The 16112-nt window shown below is 74.4% G+C and carries 16 protein-coding genes; 10 read left to right on the plus strand and 6 right to left on the minus strand.

Annotated elements, in window-relative coordinates; all coding sequences use genetic code 11:
* Nucleotides 1-79 precede the first annotated feature (79 nt).
* Nucleotides 80-1219, plus strand: coding sequence for a PP2C family protein-serine/threonine phosphatase (locus AC1Z4A_RS03485; protein ID WP_483676340.1), 1140 nt, complete (start codon nucleotides 80-82; stop codon nucleotides 1217-1219).
* A 26-nt stretch (nucleotides 1220-1245) separates the two neighbouring features.
* Here AC1Z4A_RS03485 and AC1Z4A_RS03490 read toward each other — a convergent pair whose 3' ends face one another.
* Complete coding sequence (locus AC1Z4A_RS03490; RefSeq protein ID WP_483676341.1) at nucleotides 1246-1980, minus strand: PIG-L deacetylase family protein; 735 nt, start codon at nucleotides 1978-1980, stop codon at nucleotides 1246-1248.
* Nucleotides 1981-2165: 185 nt separating this feature from the next.
* On the opposite strand from AC1Z4A_RS03490, the gene AC1Z4A_RS03495 reads away from it, so the two are divergent.
* Genes AC1Z4A_RS03495 through AC1Z4A_RS03505 form a run of 3 tightly spaced genes read left to right on the plus strand, consistent with a single transcriptional unit; the run spans nucleotide 2166 to nucleotide 5113 of the window.
* A complete protein-coding gene (locus AC1Z4A_RS03495; RefSeq protein ID WP_483676342.1) occupies nucleotides 2166-3239 on the plus strand; it encodes an ABC transporter substrate-binding protein in 1074 nt (357 codons plus the stop codon).
* Nucleotides 3240-4313, plus strand: coding sequence for a FecCD family ABC transporter permease (locus AC1Z4A_RS03500; protein WP_483676343.1), 1074 nt, complete (start codon nucleotides 3240-3242; stop codon nucleotides 4311-4313). It abuts the gene before it with no gap.
* A complete protein-coding gene (locus tag AC1Z4A_RS03505) occupies nucleotides 4310-5113 on the plus strand; it encodes an ABC transporter ATP-binding protein (protein ID WP_483676344.1) in 804 nt (267 codons plus the stop codon). The genes AC1Z4A_RS03500 and AC1Z4A_RS03505 overlap by 4 nt, the downstream gene beginning before the upstream one ends.
* Here AC1Z4A_RS03505 and AC1Z4A_RS03510 read toward each other — a convergent pair.
* Nucleotides 5106-6044 (minus strand): L-tyrosine/L-tryptophan isonitrile synthase family protein, encoded by a 939-nt coding sequence (locus tag AC1Z4A_RS03510; protein WP_483676345.1) that lies wholly within the window; start codon nucleotides 6042-6044, stop codon nucleotides 5106-5108. The two genes, AC1Z4A_RS03505 and AC1Z4A_RS03510, sit on opposite strands and share 8 nt — an antisense overlap.
* A 7-nt stretch (nucleotides 6045-6051) precedes the next feature.
* Nucleotides 6052-7308, minus strand: a complete 1257-nt coding sequence (locus AC1Z4A_RS03515) for a cytochrome P450 family protein (RefSeq protein WP_483676346.1) — start codon at nucleotides 7306-7308, stop codon at nucleotides 6052-6054.
* A 260-nt stretch (nucleotides 7309-7568) separates the two neighbouring features.
* On the opposite strand from AC1Z4A_RS03515, the gene AC1Z4A_RS03520 reads away from it, so the two are divergent.
* From AC1Z4A_RS03520 to AC1Z4A_RS03530, 3 genes are read left to right on the plus strand one after another with little or no spacing between them, the layout of a single operon-like run.
* Nucleotides 7569-7793, plus strand: a complete 225-nt coding sequence (locus tag AC1Z4A_RS03520; RefSeq protein ID WP_483676347.1) for a hypothetical protein — start codon at nucleotides 7569-7571, stop codon at nucleotides 7791-7793.
* Complete coding sequence (locus tag AC1Z4A_RS03525; RefSeq protein WP_483676348.1) at nucleotides 7793-10072, plus strand: heavy metal translocating P-type ATPase; 2280 nt, start codon at nucleotides 7793-7795, stop codon at nucleotides 10070-10072. The genes AC1Z4A_RS03520 and AC1Z4A_RS03525 overlap by 1 nt, the downstream gene beginning before the upstream one ends.
* Nucleotides 10072-10569, plus strand: a complete 498-nt coding sequence (locus tag AC1Z4A_RS03530; RefSeq protein WP_483676349.1) for a copper chaperone PCu(A)C — start codon at nucleotides 10072-10074, stop codon at nucleotides 10567-10569. The genes AC1Z4A_RS03525 and AC1Z4A_RS03530 overlap by 1 nt, the downstream gene beginning before the upstream one ends.
* A gap of 86 nt (nucleotides 10570-10655) precedes the next feature.
* Here the strand turns inward: AC1Z4A_RS03530 and AC1Z4A_RS03535 are convergent, their stop codons facing one another.
* Nucleotides 10656-11273, minus strand: a complete 618-nt coding sequence (locus tag AC1Z4A_RS03535) for a sigma-70 family RNA polymerase sigma factor (RefSeq protein ID WP_483676350.1) — start codon at nucleotides 11271-11273, stop codon at nucleotides 10656-10658.
* 49 nt (nucleotides 11274-11322) lie between these two features.
* Between AC1Z4A_RS03535 and AC1Z4A_RS03540 the strand changes: the two genes are divergently transcribed.
* A complete protein-coding gene (locus tag AC1Z4A_RS03540; RefSeq protein WP_483676351.1) occupies nucleotides 11323-11499 on the plus strand; it encodes a zf-HC2 domain-containing protein in 177 nt (58 codons plus the stop codon).
* Nucleotides 11500-11675: 176 nt separating this feature from the next.
* On the opposite strand, the gene AC1Z4A_RS03545 is transcribed toward AC1Z4A_RS03540, so the two are convergent.
* Together AC1Z4A_RS03545 and AC1Z4A_RS03550 are read right to left on the minus strand one after the other, a co-directional pair.
* Nucleotides 11676-12431, minus strand: coding sequence for a hypothetical protein (locus AC1Z4A_RS03545; protein WP_483676352.1), 756 nt, complete (start codon nucleotides 12429-12431; stop codon nucleotides 11676-11678).
* 307 nt (nucleotides 12432-12738) lie between these two features.
* Nucleotides 12739-12969 (minus strand): holin, encoded by a 231-nt coding sequence (locus tag AC1Z4A_RS03550; protein ID WP_483676353.1) that lies wholly within the window; start codon nucleotides 12967-12969, stop codon nucleotides 12739-12741.
* Nucleotides 12970-13181: 212 nt separating this feature from the next.
* Here AC1Z4A_RS03550 and AC1Z4A_RS03555 point away from each other — a divergent pair, with 212 nt between their 5' ends.
* The gene (locus AC1Z4A_RS03555) at nucleotides 13182-14441 is read left to right on the plus strand and encodes a helix-turn-helix domain-containing protein (RefSeq protein ID WP_483676354.1); all 1260 of its coding nucleotides are present in this window, start codon (nucleotides 13182-13184) and stop codon (nucleotides 14439-14441) included.
* 64 nt (nucleotides 14442-14505) lie between these two features.
* Nucleotides 14506-16029, plus strand: coding sequence for an aldehyde dehydrogenase (adh, locus tag AC1Z4A_RS03560; RefSeq protein ID WP_483676355.1), 1524 nt, complete (start codon nucleotides 14506-14508; stop codon nucleotides 16027-16029).
* The last annotated feature ends 83 nt before the right edge of the window (nucleotides 16030-16112 follow it).

Raw genomic sequence — 16112 nt, forward strand, 5'->3', positions numbered from 1 at the left:
GGACGCCGCGCATTTGCAGGGAAAGTCTGGAAATGTCTACGTGTCCATCTCCCCTTCCCCGCGCGGAGGTACAGCCGCGGTGTCGCGCAGACTGCTGCCCTTTGCGCTCGTCCTGGCCTATCTCGTGGCCGTCGTGACCATCGACCTGATGACCCCGGCCTATCTGCGGCTCGACGTGTACGCGGCCCTCGCACCCGTGACCGCCGCGGCGGTCTGCACCTACCGGCAGACGGTGTTCGTGGGGCTCCTCGACTTCTGCCTGATGGTGGCCCACCACGGGGTGCTGACCGGCGAGATGTCGTCCGTCAACCGCATCGGCTCGGTGCTGGGCAACATCCTCATCGTGGGCGCCAGCATCGCGGTCGCCCGGCTGCGGCGGAACGGCGACGTGCTGCTGGAGCGGGTGCGGGCCACCGGCGAGGCCGCGCAGCGGGCGCTGCTGAGGCCGCTCCCGCTGCGCACCCACAGCGTGGTCGTGGACGGCTTCTACGTGTCCTCGCAGCGGGAGGCGCTGATCGGGGGCGACATCTACGAGGTGGTCGACACCCCGTACGGCACCCGCGTGCTGATCGGCGACGTACGGGGCAAGGGGCTGGGCACGCTGGGGGCGGGGGCGGCGGTGCTGACGGCATTCCGGGAGGCGGCCTACCACCGGCGGGACCTGGACAGCGGGGTGGTGGCGATGGAGCAGGGCCTGTACCGCTACCACCGGTCCGCGGAGTACCAGGAGTGCACGCGGAGCGCGCACGCCGCCGAGGAGTTCGTGACGGCGCTGGTCTTCGGGACCGAGGACGACCCGGCGGCGACGGTACCCGGCCAGGTGCCCGTCGTGTTCGTCGACTGCGGCCACCCGGCGCCGTTCCTGATCGGCGCGGACGGCGGCGTGCGCGAGCTGCGGGCGCCGGAGCCGGGCCTGCCGCTGGGGCTGGGCGACCTGGCCCCCGTGCCGCGGTCCGCGCGCCGCTTCGCGCTGCCCCCGGACTGCCGGGTGCTGGCCTGCACGGACGGGGTGACCGAGGCACGGGCGCCGGACGGCGGCTTCTATCCGCTCGCCGAGCGGCTGGACGCCTGGGCCCGCCTGCCCACGCCCGAGCTGCTGGGGCGGCTGCGCGAGGACCTCGCCGCGCACACCGGCGGCCGGCTCCAGGACGACGTGGCGGTGCTGGTGATAGAGCGCGCGCCGGCCCCCCGGGCGGGCGACGGCATCGGCGGCGGATGAGTCCGGTCGGCGGCTGAAAAGTCCGGTCAGCAGCGGATGAGTTCGAAGGCGACGCCCGGCCGCCCGCCGAACCGCTCGGCCACGGCCCGCATGTTCCCCTCCAGGAAGGTCCGGCAGTAGGTCTCCGGGTCCTCCTCGGTGAGCGCCTCCAGGTAGGTGCGGTGGCAGAGCAGGGACCGCACGGCCCGCTCCAGGCCCGCGCTCACGTCGACCGCGTGGGTGGGGCGCGGGGAGCCGGAGACGGCCGTGTACCGGACCCCGTTCCAGGGCATGAGGCCGTCCTCGGCCAGCTCGGGGAAGATCCAGCGGTTGCCCGCGTCCGCGACGGCGTCGAGGGCGGCGCGGCCGACGGCCCGGTGGTCGGGGGTGTTCCACTGCGTGCCGCCGGGCCAGGTGTCGTGGTGGTTGAGGGTGAGCACCAGCTCGGGCCGGTGGCGGCGGACGGCCGCGGCGAACTCGCGGCGCAGCGCGAGCCCGTACTCCACGATCCCGTCGGTGTGGCCGAGGAACTCCACGGTCCGCACCCCCACCTCGGCGGCGCTCGCCCGCTGCTCCGCCTCGCGCAGCGGCGCGGCCTCCTCGGGGGTGAGGGAGCCGATGCCCGCCTCCCCGAACGTGGCCAGCAGATAGGCGCACTCGTGGCCGGCGTCGGTCCAGGTGGCGACGGCCGCGGATGCGCCGTACTCGAGGTCGTCGGGGTGGGCGACGATCGCGAGGGCGCGCCGCCAGTCGGTGGGCATCTCCGCGAGCTGGTCCGTCATGGCCGCTGCCTCCTTCGCACCGGGTGCCTCCCGGGCAGCGTATGCGCGGAGGCGGCGCTCTGCTTCTTCACTCTTCTTCGCGACACGCGGGAACTCGGTGGACGCGCGGTCCGACTATCTGGTCCGGGCCCCCTGCCGAGGACGCGGCGGGCCCGTGTGGACGTCGAGCTTTTCTGGAGTGAGTGATGCGCCCTCGTGCGTGGTGCGGTGTGCTGGCCGCGGTGGCCCTGTCGGCGACGGCCTGCGGTGTCGGCGGCGGTGGCGGTGAGGCCGGGAAGGCCGACGACGCGGGGGCGGCGTCCGGCGCCCGGGCCGGTTTCCCGGTGACCGTCGCCGACTGCATGGGCGCGAAGACCACCTTCGAGTCCGCGCCCCGGCGGATCGTCACCAGCAACGCCGCCGGCCTGGAGCTGCTGATGTGGCTGGGCGCGGGCGACAAGGCCGCCGGCACGGGCTTCCCGCCCGGCAACGGCGCGCTGCCGCAGCAGTACGCCGAGCAGGGCGCGAAGGTGCCGGTGCTGGGGAAGACCGTCATCCCCAAGGAGAAGCTGCTCGCCTCGGGCGCCGACCTGTACGTCGACTCGTTCTCCTCCATGAAGAACATGGGCAAGATGGGCGACGCCCCGACCGCCGAGGAGTTCAAGGCGGCGGGCATCAAGCACGTCTTCCTCAAGTCGACGGCCTGTGCGGCGATGGCCAAGGGCCCGCGCACGGACCTCTCCGGCATCGAGGCCGACATCGAGGAGCTGGGCAAGGTCACCGGCACCGCGCAGCGCGCGGCCGAGCTGACCGGGGACATGCGCAGGAAGACCGGCGAGGTGCAGGAGGCGCTGAAGGACGTGCCGGAGGACCAGCGGCCCACGTACTTCCTCTTCGACTACGACGCCGGCACCAAGCAGCCGATGGCCGTCTGCAACCGTCAGGTGGCCAACGCGGTGATCACCCAGGGCGGCGGGCGGAACGTCTTCGCCGGCTGCGACGGCGACTTCAAGCCCGTGGGCTGGGAGGACGTCGTCGCCAGGAACCCGGACTGGATCCAGCTCGCCGTGCGCAACCGGGGCAGCGAGGAGGCCAACGCCAAGGCATTCGACGAGGCGGCCGAGTTCCTGCGCACCTTCCCCGCGACCGCCGAGCTGAAGGCCGTGCAGAAGGGGCACTTCCTGCGCATCGGCTCCGAGCGCACCACCATCGGCGGGGTGCGCAGCGCGGACACCGTGCGGGAGATCGCGCACGCGCTGTACCCGGACCGGGTCAAGTAGATGGCGACGCTCACCGGGGGCCGGACGGCGGAGGGCCGGGAGCCGGGCGTCCGCACGGTGCGGGCCGGCCTGGCCTGCGCCGTGCTGGGCGCCGCCCTGCTGGCCGCGCTGGTCGCCTCCGTGTGCCTTGGCTCGACCTCGGTGCCGCCGGGCCGGGTGTGGTCGGCGGTGCTGCACGGCCTCGGCGGCCGGGGGCCGGTGCCGGGGACCCCGGATCTGATCGTCTGGCAGCTGCGGGTGCCGCGCGCCCTGCTGGCGGCCGTGGTGGGCGCGGGGCTGGGCCTGGTCGGCACGGCCGCCCAGGCCCTGGTCCGCAATCCGCTCGCGGACCCCTATCTGCTGGGCATCTCCAGCGGGGCCTCGCTGGGCGCGGTGGCCGCGATCGTGCTCGGCGCGAGCGCGGGCGGGGCGCTCGGGCTGGGGCTGTCGGCGGCGGCGTTCGCCGGTGCGCTGCTGTCCTTCACGCTGGTGTGGGCGTTCGCCCGGCGGGCGGGCGGCTTCCGGCCGCTGCGGCTGGTGCTGGCGGGGGTGGGCATCGGGCAGTTCCTGTCGGGCTTCACCCACTACCTGGTGCTCCAGGCGGGGGACGAACAGCAGACGCACGGGGCGCTGTTCTGGATGATGGGCTCGCTCGGCGGAGCCCAGTGGGACACCCTCGCCCTGCCCGCGGGCGCGGTGCTGCTGGGCACGGTGGCGCTGCTGGCCCGGTCCCGGGCGCTCAACGCGATGCTGATGGGCGACGAGACGGCTGCCGGGCTCGGGGTGGACGTGGGCCGGCTGCGGCGTGAGCTGTTCGTGGTCACCAGCATGCTCACCGGGGTGCTGGTGGCGGTGTCCGGGGCGATCGGCTTCGTGGGGCTGATGGTGCCGCACGCATGCCGGATGGTGGTGGGCGGCGACCACCGCCGGCTGCTGCCGGTGGCCGCGCTGTTCGGCGCCCTGCTGCTGGTCGTCGTCGACCTGGTGGCCCGTACGGCCCTGCCGGACCAGGAGCTGCCGGTGGGCGTGGTCACCGCGCTGATCGGCGCGCCCGCGCTGCTGTATCTGCTGGACCGACGCCTGGAGCGGCTGTGAGGATCACCATCGAGGCCCTGGAGGTGCGGCTGTCCGGGCGGGCAGTGGTCTCCGGGGTCGACCTGCTCGCGGAGGACGGCGAGATCGCCGGGCTCGTGGGGCCCAACGGAAGCGGCAAGTCCACCGTGCTGCGGACCGTCTACCGTCATCTGGCGCCGCACGCGGGCCGGGTGCTCGTCGGCGGCACGGATCTCCGGGAGCTGACGGCCGTGCAGTCCGCGCGGCGGGTCGCGGCGCTCCCGCAGGAGCGGGGCGCCGACTTCGAGCTGTCGGTCCGCGAGGTCGTCGCCATGGGCCGCACGCCCTACAAGCGGGCCTTCGCGGGCGAGGACGCGGCCGACCGGGACACGGTGGCCGACGCGCTGGACCGGGTGGGCATGGCCCACGCGGCGCGGCGCCGGTTCTCCGCGCTGTCCGGCGGCGAACGGCAGCGGGTGCTGCTGGCCCGGGCGCTGGCCCAGGACCCGAAGGTGCTGGTGCTGGACGAGCCGACCAACCACCTGGACGTGCGCCATCAGGTGGAGCTGCTGGCGCTGTTGCGCGAGCAGCGCCGCACGACGCTGCTCGCGCTGCACGACCTCAACGCCGCGGCGTCCGTGTGCGACCGGCTGCACGTGCTGCACGGCGGGGCGGTCGTGGCGTCGGGGGCGCCGCGCGAGGTGCTGACGCCCGGGCTGCTGGCGGAGGTGTTCGGGGTGCGGGCCGCCGTGGTCGAGCACCCGCTGACCGGCGACCCGCTGATCGCCTTCGACCACCGGTCGCCGGCCGGGTCGGATGCGGATCCGGTGCCGGTCAGCTGACCGCTTCGTAGTGGCTGGGGCGCCCGTCCTTCAGGACGAGGCGCCCCAGCCTTTCTGCGTGTGCGCGGGGCAGCAGGCGCGCCGTGCCGTCGGGCCGGCGGAGCACGGCCGTGTGCCAGGGCGTGGCCCAGGCGTCGGCCGAGTCGAGGAGGCGGATGCCGAACTTCCCGGCGCCGGGCCGCTGGGGGTGGATGGACAGCCGTACGGACGCGGGGTGGTGGGCGGCGACGAGGTCGCCCCAGGCCCGGCTGCGGGCGATGACGTCGTAGGCGCGGGCGCGGCACTCGCGCTGGAGGGCGGAGCGGGTGCCGGTGAAGTCCGCGGTGTCCTCGACCAGGAAGCGGGTGATGCCGCGGTAGAGGGCGGCGGTCTCCTCGTCGCCGCGCACCTGGGCACGCAGGGCCTCCAGGGAGGGCGCGTGGGCCGCGGTGACCAGGGCGCGCTTGGTGTCGTAGCCGGCGTCCCCGTGGACGTGGCGCAGGTCGAAGGTGTCGAGGTGGTGCAGGCCCGCGCGCTCGATCAGGGCTCGCAGCTCGTCCCCGTAGGCGTCGATGTGCTCGTCGGGGACGCGGATGACGTCGCCGAAGATGTGGCCGTCCGAGCAGATGACGATGCGGGCCCCGGGCTCGTATATCCCGCCGATGCGGGCGCACAGCCGGTCGAGGAAGGCGAGCGAGAGCCGCTCGCCCTCGTCGGGGAGGTGGCCGAGGACCTTGGCGGGGTTGGGGGACTTGCAGGGGAAGCCGGGGAGGGTGAACAGGACCGGCTCCCCCGCGTCCGTGAACCGCCGTATCTGGCGCAGCTGTTCCGGGTGGTCGGCGGGGTCCGGCGAGCCCGGTCCGGCGGTGCGGTGATAGGGCAGGAGCAGGCCCAGGACGCGGGCCTCGACGGACGTCCGGGGTGCGGGGCGGGTGAGGGTGTCGTGCGTCATGAGGCGGTCATCCACGGGAGCGGGGGCAGACGGGCGTGTCGAAGGCGACGGGCAGCTCGCCGACGCCGCGGCCGAGGACGGCCGGGATCCAGGCGAGGTCCTCGTCGGGGACGGCGAGCCGCAGCCCGGGCAGCCGGGTGAGCAGGGTGCCCAGCGCGATCCGGAGTTCGGCGCGGGCCAGCGCGGCGCCGGGGCAGAAGTGGATGCCGTGGCCGAAGGCCAGGTGGGTGCCCTGGTTCCGGTCGAGGTCCAGGGTGTCGGGGTCGGGGAAGCGCTCGGGGTCGCGGTTGGCGGCGCAGAGCGAGACGATCACGGAGTCGCCGGCCGGGATGCGGGTGCCGTGCAGTTCGGCGTCCTCGGCGAGGAAGCGCCAGGTGGTCAGCTCAAAGGCGCTGTCGAGCCGCAGCAGTTCCTCGACCGCGTTCGGCAGCAGGCCGGGCTCGGCGCGCAGCCGCTCCATCACAGCTTCTCGACGGGGTTGCCGCATCAGGGCCACCAGCGCGGTGGTGATCTGGTTGGTGACCGGCTCCTGGCCGGCCACCAGCAGCTGGAAGACCATGGAGTCCAGCTCCTCCTGCGTCAGTTCGCCCCGGTCGCGGGCGGTGACCAGGCGGGACAGCAGCCCGTCGTCCGGGTGCCCGCGCCGGTCGGCGACGACCTCGGCGATGTACTCCTGGAGTTCGCGCAGCAGCGCCTCGTACGCCGGGCGTCCCGGATCCCCGGGGCCCACGGGCGCCACGACCCTGCCCCACTCGCGCCGGAAGCGGGCGGCCAGGTGCGGCGGCAGGCCGATGACCTCGGCGAGGACCTGGAAGGGGAAGCGGGCGGCGAAGCAGCGCACGAGGTCGGCGGTCCCGGCGTCGGCGGGCATGGCGTCGACGAGCGCGTCCGCCATCTCCTGGAAGCGTGGCAGCAGTTCCTCGACGCGGCGGGGCGCGAAGGCGTCGGTGACCATGCGGCGCATGGCGGTGTGCTTCGGCGGGTCCTGGTGCAGGAGGTGGACCTGGAGCTGGGAGTGCTGCGGCTCGGGCATGATCGAGGCCCGTTCGCGCCAGCGGTCGTTGCCGAGCGCGTGGTTCTTGCCCAGCCGCGGGTCGGCGAGGGTCCGCTGCGCGGCGGCATGACCGGTGACCAGCCAGGCGGTGACCCCGCTGGGGAAGAGCACCCGGTGAACGGGGCCGGCCTCCCGCATCCGGGCGTACAGCGGATAGGGATCGCGCTTGTACTCGGTGCCGTAGAGGGGCACGGGCTCGGGCAGCGACACGATGGGGTTCTCCTCGCGAGTTCAATGGACCCTTGAGGAGTCGTACGGCCGGGGAAGCGAGTTCCCGGCTTTTCATACGAGGTGTACGAGGCGTACGGGTCGTACGGGGACGGGGGGCCGGCCCCGGAGAACGTCCCCCGATCTCCGGGTAGTCGGCCGCGGGGGCCCGCTGGTTCCCGGCCGGGAAAGGGACAATCCTCACGCGCCGGAAAGCGGGTGAAGCGCCCGGGCGCCGCTCCGTGCCGTGTCACGATGCGGCGATGACCGCACGTCGAGCACGCCCCCCGCTCAGTCCGTACATCGCCCTGGCCGACTTCGTCCTGCTGCTGGCCGTTCTCTTCGGCCTCTCCTACACGGCCGGTCTGGCCGTCGGTCCCGTCGCGCCCGGGATGCACCGGACCGGCGGCGGGGAGCCGGGCTCCGGACAGGGCTCCGGCGGGGGCATGGGCGGGAAGATGGGCGGCATGCCCGGGATGGGCCACTGATGAGCACGACCACGACGGACTCCCCGCTCGTCACCGAACTGATCGTCGGCGGGATGACCTGCGCGGCGTGCGTGGCCCGCATCGAGAAGAAGCTCGGCCGCCTGGAGGGGGTGAGCGCGACCGTCAACCTGGCCACGGGCCGGGCGCGGGTCACCCACCCCGCCGATGTGACCGCCGCCGAGCTGATCGCCGTGGTGGAGGGCGCCGGCTTCACGGCCGCGCTGCCGGAGCCGGAGCGTCCGGATCCGGCGGAGGAGTCCGGCGAGCGGCCGGACGCGCCGGCTCTTACCCGGCTGCTGATCATCGCCCTGCTGTCGGTGCCGGTGCTGGTCCTCTCCATGGTCCCCGCCCTGCAGTTCCGCAACTGGCAGTGGCTGTGCTTCGTCCTGGCCACCCCGGTCGCGGCCTGGGGATCGTGGCCGTTCCACGAGCGGGCCCTGCGGGGGCTGCGGCACTCCGCCGCCACCATGGACACCCTGGTCTCACTGGGCGTGCTCGCCTCCTACACCTGGTCGGCGTACGCCCTCTTCCTCGGCGGCGCCGGGGAGCCGGGGATGCGGATGCCCTTCACGCTGGTGCCGTCGGCCATGGGCGGTACGGCGGACGTCTACCTGGAAGCAGTGGTCGGCGTACCGCTGTTCGTCCTGACCGGCCGTCTGCTGGAGGCCCGGGCCCGGCGGGGCACGGGCTCGGCGCTGCGGGCGCTGGCCTCGCTCGCCGCGAAGGACGTGCTGGTACGCGCCGAGGACGGCACCGAACGCCGGATTCCGATCACCGGACTGTCGGTGGGCGACGTCTTCGTGGTCCGCCCCGGCGAGCGGGTCGCCACCGACGGCGAGGTGGTCGGGGGCAGCTCGGCCCTGGACCTGTCCCTGGTGACGGGCGAGAGCGCCCCGGTCGAGGCCGGGCCCGGCTCGGCCGTGGTCGGCGGCGCCGTCAACTCCGGCGGGCTGCTGGAGGTGCGGGCCACGGCCGTCGGCGCGGACACCCAGCTGGCGCGGATCGCCCGGCTGGTGGAGGAGGCCCAGACGGGCAAGGCCCGGGTGCAGCGCCTCGCGGACGCGGTCGCGGGCGTCTTCGTCCCGGCCGTCCTCGCGGTCGCCGTCAGCGTCCTGGGCTTCTGGCTCGGCGCCGGGGCCGCCCCGCAGGCGGCGATCACGGCGGCCGTCGCCGTGCTCGTGGTCGCCTGCCCGTGCGCCCTGGGCCTGGCCACACCGACCGCCCTGCTGGCTGCCACGGGCCGCGGCGCGGGCCTCGGCATCCTGGTGAGCGGCCCCCAGGCGCTGGAGGGCCTGCGCCGGGTGGACACGGTGGTGCTGGACAAGACGGGCACGCTGACGACGGGTTCGATGACGGTCACGGAAGTGACGGGCACCGACCGGGCCCTGTGCCTGGCCGCGGCGGCGGAAGCGGGCTCGGAGCACCCGGTGGGCCGGGCGATCCACGCCCGCGGCCGCGAGGCCGGACCCCTCCCCCCGGCGACGGACTTCACGGCGACGGCGGGCGTGGGCGTACGGGCGGTCGTCGACGGCCACCGGGTGGAGGTGACGAGACCGGACGCGGCGCCCGATCTCCCCGAACCCCTCTCCGCCGCCCTCCACCGCGCCGAGGAACACGGCCACACCGCCGTCCTCGTCCACATCGACGGCACCCCGGAAGCCGTCGTCGCCCTCGGCGACACCGTCCGCGCCGGCAGCTACCGCGCGGTCGACCACCTGAAGCGGCTCGGCCTGCGCCCCGTGCTCGCCACCGGCGACGGCGAGGCCGCCGCCCGGTCCGTCGCAGCGGAACTGGGCATCACCGAGGTGCACTCCCGGGCGACGCCCGAGGACAAGGCGGCGCTCGTCCGCACGCTCCGCGAGCGCGGCCACCGGGTCGCGGTCATCGGCGACGGCGTCAACGACACCGCCGCCCTCGCGGGCGCGGACCTGGGCATCGCGATGGGCAGCGGCACGGACGCGGCCATCGGCGCGGCCGACGTGACGCTCGTCCGCGAGGACATGGGCGCACTGGCCGACGCCGTCCGGCTGGCCCGGCGCACCTCGGTGACCGTGCGGTCCAACCTCGCCTGGGCGTTCGGCTACAACCTGGTCACCGTGCCGCTGGCGGCCGTCGGGCTGCTGAGCCCGATGGTCGCGGCCGCGGCGATGTCCGTCAGCTCCCTGCTGGTCGTGGGCAACAGCCTGCGGCTGCGCGGCTGGCAGCCGCGGCCCGCACGGTCGGCACGTCCGGCGCGTCCGGCCGGGAACGGCAACAGGAACTCCCGGGGTGGACTCTGATGACGGACTCCCCCACTCCCCTGGTCCAAGCCCTCCGCGCGGCCCTCGTCCCGGTCGCCGCGTGCGCGGTGGCTCTCGGCGGCCTGACGGCCTGGACGGCGTCCGGCGCGGCGGGCCGGCCCGCCTCCGTACGGGTCGAGGACGGCCGCGTCCTGCTCCCGTTCGGCCTGGACGACACCGCGGCGACGTTCCAACTGCGCAACGACGGCGACGCGGACGACGAGCTGATCGGCGTCGACGTGCCGTCGGCGGGCGGCGCGATGCTCAGCCGTACGGTCGTGCGGAACGGCGCGGGCCGCATGCAGATGGTCGCCTCGGCGACCGTCCCCGCGCACGGCACGCTGGAGATGTCCCCGCACGGCCTGGACGTGATGGTCTACCGGCCGCCCAAGGTGCGCGTCGGCGACCGGCTGCCGTTCGTGCTGCGCTTCCGCAAGAGCGGTGTGGTGCGGGCGGAGGCCGTGGTCGTACCGGCCGGAACCCGGCCGCCGGGCTGAGCCACCCGCCGGACAAGAAGAGGGGCCGTGGTGTGCGTACACACCACGGCCCCTCGGCGTCCGCGCAGCAGGCGGGCCCGTACCGGCTAGCCGGCCAGCGCCGGCACCCGCTCCGCCCGGGCGGAGACGCAGGCGGCCACCACTCGCGCGGACGCCTCGCGCTCGGCCGCGTCCAGCTGCACGATCAGCGTCTCGCGGGCCCGTGCCACGCGGGACCGCACCGTGCCGACGGGACAGCCCGCGACGACCGCGGCCTCCGCGTACGGCAGGCCCAGCATCTGGGTGAGGACGAACGCCTCACGGCGCTCGTACGGCAGCCGGTCGAGCAGCTGGGAGAGCGCCACTCCCTCGTCGAAGCCGGGCAGCTCCGCGGACTGCGTCCGCTCGGCCGCCGACTGCCAGTCGTCGGTGTCCGACAGCCGCGGTCGCGCCGCCTGGAAGCGCAGCCGGTCCACGACCGTGCGGCGGGCGATGGACAGCAGCCAGGTGCGGGCCGACGACCGGCCCTCGAAGCGCGGCAGCGAGCGCAGGGCCCGCAGGAACGTCTCCTGCACGAGGTCGTCGGCACCCTGCGGGTCGTTGCTCAGCCGGGCCACGTACCGCCGCACGTCGCTCTGCAGGGCGCGGATGAATCGTTCCACTGCGTCGGCGTCGCCGCCGCGGGCCGCCAGCGCCCAGGCGGTCACCGTCTCGTCGTCACGCACGGCGCCCCCCGGTGCGGGAGGAGGCGGCGGCACCGGGGACGATGGCGGGGTGCGCTGCAGTGAGGTTCGTACCGCTATATCCGCCCGCATCGACGGCGAGGAGCCGCCCCCGGGTGTGTCCGGGGCGGCGCTCGACGCGCATCTTCTGGGGTGTGCCGAGTGCCGCGGCTGGGGTGAGCGGGTGCGTCGGCTCAAGGCGCTCGCGGCGGGTCTGGATCTCGGCTGAACGGTGCTGTTCGGCCTTCGGCTGCGCGGCTGCACGACAGCAGGGCGGAGCCGAAGGTTTGAGGGCAGGGGTCATCGCCCTGGGTCCTTCCTGGAATCCGGGCGCCCGGCGCGGAGGCGGGCGGGCCCGGTGACGTGATGCGGCCCGGAAGGTCGCCGCGGCGGACTCGGAAGGAGTCAGCAGGCGGCGACGCGGGCGGGCGGACCACGCGTGGCGAGGACGTGGGCGTACAGCAGCCGCCGCAGCCGCTGGGCGGCGCGGTCGAGCCCGGCGCGGACGCGTGGCGGGCCGGCGGGCGCGGGTACGTCGCAGAAGAGGAGGACGAGCGGGGCGAAGAGCCGGGCGCCGATGGCCCGGCCGAGCCGGAAGGCCGCCTGCTCGCCGCCGGAGAGCCAGATGCCGCAGACGACGGCGACGAGGACGTGGGCGGACCACATGCCGAGGGCGCCGTGGCCGGCGTGCATCGGCATGCCACCCATGGAGTCCATCGTCCCCATGGGTCCCATGGATCCCATGTCGCCCATGGACATGCCCGCTCCGGACATGCCCATGCCGCCCAGGGTGTGGTCCATGGCGGTGGGATCCATGGCCATGGCATGGCCCCCGCCGCAGGTGAGGGCGGTCCCGAAGCCGTTCGGGGAGAGGGCCTCGGCGGCACCCCGGCCCACGTTCTGGGCCAGGGTGAAGAAGAAGTGCAGCGCCGTCTGGGCGCCGACCGTCGCGAGTGTGATCAGCAGCGGGCCGCGCTCGCGCCCGGCCAGGAACCAGGCGCAGCCGCCCGTGCCGGAGAGCGCGGCGGCGATGGCCCACCACGGGACCGTGGTCCCGGACATGACGGCGTGGCCGAGGGCGGCGAGCAGCACGCAGACCGCTGCGAACACTCCGGCTCGCAGCGCGCGCGGGACCTGTCCGGTCTGCTGCCCTGCTCTCATGACGTGGACATCGTTGCACCCGCCCCGCGCGGCTCGACGCCGGGGGGCGCGAAGACGTCCGGACGACCGCCCGCTCGGGCGCACGGTTCCGCCCCGTACCGTCCGCCCGGCGGTACGGGGCGGCGGGCCGCCGGCTCGGGGGGAATGACCGGCAACCCGGTCCCGTCGTGCCAGTGGGACTCGCGGAACCGAGTCAACCGCGTGCCGGGGCCGGGCGGCAGAGTGTGTGCGGGGCCGGGTGCGGGTGCACGGGGCACACCCCGTGTGGAAGCCCGGCTTCCACCGGGCCGGGTCGGGCCGGGCCGGGCTATGCGCGTCGGCTGCGGCGCGGCAGCCAGGCCGCGCTGTCCTTGTCGCCGAAGCGGCTGCCGATCGCGCCCTTGATCACGGAGAGCGCGGCGGGCAGGGCGGCGATGGCGGCCGCCTTGATCGCGGAAATGCTGGTGAGGTCGAACCCGTCGGCGATGAGGATGCCGAGGAAGGTCGTCACATAGGCGGCGAGGGTACGTTCGGCTATGTCGAGGAGCACCTGGCGCATGGTTGTCTGATTCCGTTCCGGGAGCTGGAGCTGCGGGTCACGGTCATGGGTTACGGGTGGTGCATGAGTGGCAGATTCGCCGCTGTGACGTGTGCACCGCAACCCTCCGCCTGTCCCGGGTGTACCCGGTGCGGTCCGCCGCGCCACCCCTGACCTCGCCGCCGCCCCCGGCGGTATCGTCGTGGACGGCCGACCTCCGGGGAGGGGTCCAGATGGTCAACCCATGGCTGGCGATGGCGTCCGGCGGCGATCCCGCCGAGCGCTGCCGCGCGGTCCGCAGGGCGCACGCGGCGTTCGTGTCCGGGGGCGCGGTGGGTCCGCGCGTGCGGCGGGTGGTGGCCGACTCGTGGCAGCGCTCCGCGGCGGCGCTGCCCGCGCCCGAGTTCGTGGCACCGGTCGAGCTGACCGGCGCCGAGCTGGAGGACTACCGCCGCACACACCCGCTGGCCTGCGCGATGCCGCTCTTCCGCGAGCTGCTGGGGTCGATCGCCGAGGACGGGGCCCATCTGCTGGCCGTGTGCGACGCGGCGGGCCGGATGCTGTGGGTGGAGGGGCACACTGGCGTACGGGCCCGTGCCGAGCGGATGAACTTCGTCGCCGGGGCCCGCTGGGACGAGCGGCACGCCGGCACCAACGCGCCGGGCACGGCCCTCGCCCTGGGCGAGGCCGTGCAGATCTTCGCCACCGAGCACTACAACCGCCTGGTGCAGCCGTGGACCTGCGCCGCCGCGCCCGTGCACGACCCGCACACCGGCCGGCTGCTGGGCGCGGTGGACATCACGGGCGGCGACCACCTGGCGGGCCCGCACAGCCTGGCCCTGGTGCGGGCGACCGCACGGGCGGCGGAGGCACAGCTGGCGGCCGGCGTCCCGGGGCCGGCCCGGTCGCTCTCGGCGCTGGGCCGCGACGAGGCGCTGCTGGTGGCGGACGGCCGCCGATTACGGCTGGGGCGCCGGCACAGCGAGATCCTCGTCCTGCTGGCGGCCCACCCCGACGGCCTGACGGGTGATCAGCTTGTCACGGCCCTGTACGGGGAGCGGCCGGTGCCGCCCGTGACGCTGCGCGCGGAGCTGTCACGGCTGCGGCGGCTGGTGGGCGGGCTGCTGGACTCCCGCCCGTACCGCCTGCGCACGCATGTCGAGACGGATGCGGCGGCGGTGGAACGGAAGCTGGCGGACGGCGACTTACGATCGGCCCTCCGCTCGTACGAGGGTCCCCTCCTCCCCCTCTCGGAGGCGCCGGGCGTGTGCCGGCTGCGGCGCCTGCTGGAGGACCGGCTGCGGCGCGCGGTGCTGGGCGGCGGCGATGCGACGGCCCTGCAGCTGTGGGCGGACAGCCCGTGGGGCGAGGGCGATCTGGAGGCGTGGGAGCGGCTGCTGGCCGCACTGCCCGAGAGCGCGGCCCACCGCGGCACGGTGGCGGCGCGGGCCCGGCGGCTGCGGGCAACGTTCGCGCAACGGGCCCACGGCTAGCGTGCTGCGGCACGGCCCGACGGCGCCGTGCGCCACCCCCGTTCCTGCCGTCTGGAGGCTCCCCATGACCCGCTACGCCGACCCGGGCTCCCCCGAGGCGATCGTCAACTACCGCTCGCGGTACGACCACTGGATAGGCGGCGAGTACGTGCCGCCCAAGCAGGGCGGGTACTTCGAGAACCCGACCCCGGTGAACGGCCGCGCCTTCACCGAGATCGCGCGCGGCACGGCCGAGGACGTCGAGCGCGCCCTGGACGCGGCCCACGCCGCGGCCCCGGCATGGGGCCGCACCTCCCCCGCGGAGCGCGCCCTGGTCCTGAACCGCATCGCCGACCGGATGGAGCAGAATCTCGAGATCCTGGCCGTCGCGGAGTCCTGGGAGAACGGCAAGCCCGTCCGCGAGACCCTGGCCGCGGACATCCCGCTCGCCATCGACCACTTCCGCTACTTCGCGGGCGCCGTACGCGCCCAGGAGGGCAGCCTCTCCGAACTCGACGAGGACACCGTCGCCTACCACTTCCACGAGCCGCTGGGCGTGGTCGCCCAGATCATCCCCTGGAACTTCCCCATCCTGATGGCGGCCTGGAAGCTGGCCCCGGCGCTCGCGGCGGGCAACGCGGTGGTCCTCAAGCCCGCCGAGCAGACCCCGGCCTCCGTCCACGTATGGCTGGACCTGGTCGCGGACCTGCTCCCGCCCGGGGTGGTCAACATCGTCAACGGCTTCGGCGCCGAAGCGGGAAAGCCACTGGCGTCCAGCCCCCGCGTCGCCAAGATCGCCTTCACCGGCGAGACGACGACGGGCCGCCTGATCATGCAGTACGCCTCGGAGAACCTGAAGCCGGTCACCCTCGAACTCGGCGGCAAGAGCCCCAACATCTTCTTCGACGACGTCTCGGCCGCCGCCGACGACTTCCTCGACAAGGCCCTCGAGGGCTTCACCATGTTCGCCCTGAACCAGGGCGAGGTCTGCACCTGCCCGTCCCGGGCCCTGATCCAGCGCGGCCACTACGCCGCCTTCCTGGAAGCGGCCAGGTCCCGCACCGAGGCGATCGTCCCCGGCCACCCCCTGGACACCGACACGATGATCGGCGCCCAGGCCTCCAACGACCAGCTGGAGAAGATCCTCTCCTACTTCGACATCGGCAAGCAGGAAGGCGCCCGCATCCTGACGGGCGGCACCCGAGCCGACCTGGGCGGCGAACTCGCGGGCGGCTACTACGTCCAGCCCACCATCTTCGAGGGCGACAACCGCATGCGGATCTTCCAGGAGGAGATCTTCGGCCCGGTGGTCGCCGTGACGTCGTTCACGGACTTCGACGACGCGATCTCCCTGGCGAACGACACCCTCTACGGCCTGGGCGCCGGCGTCTGGACCCGCAACGGCACCACCGCCTACCGCGCCGGCCGCGCCATCCAGGCAGGCCGCGTCTGGACCAACTGCTACCACGCCTACCCGGCGCACGCGGCCTTCGGCGGCTACAAGCAGTCGGGGATCGGGCGGGAGGGGCACAAGATGATGCTGGGGCATTACCAGCAGACGAAGAACCTCCTCGTCTCGTACTCCCCGAAGAAGCTCGGCTTCTTCTGAGCGTCTGCGGAAGCCACATCAACTTCCTTTACCCTTCGCTCCGATCGCCAAGCCCATTCGCTCCGCGTGTCGGAGACCCGCCA

The organism is Streptomyces sp. 17_S59 (assembly GCF_056930295.1).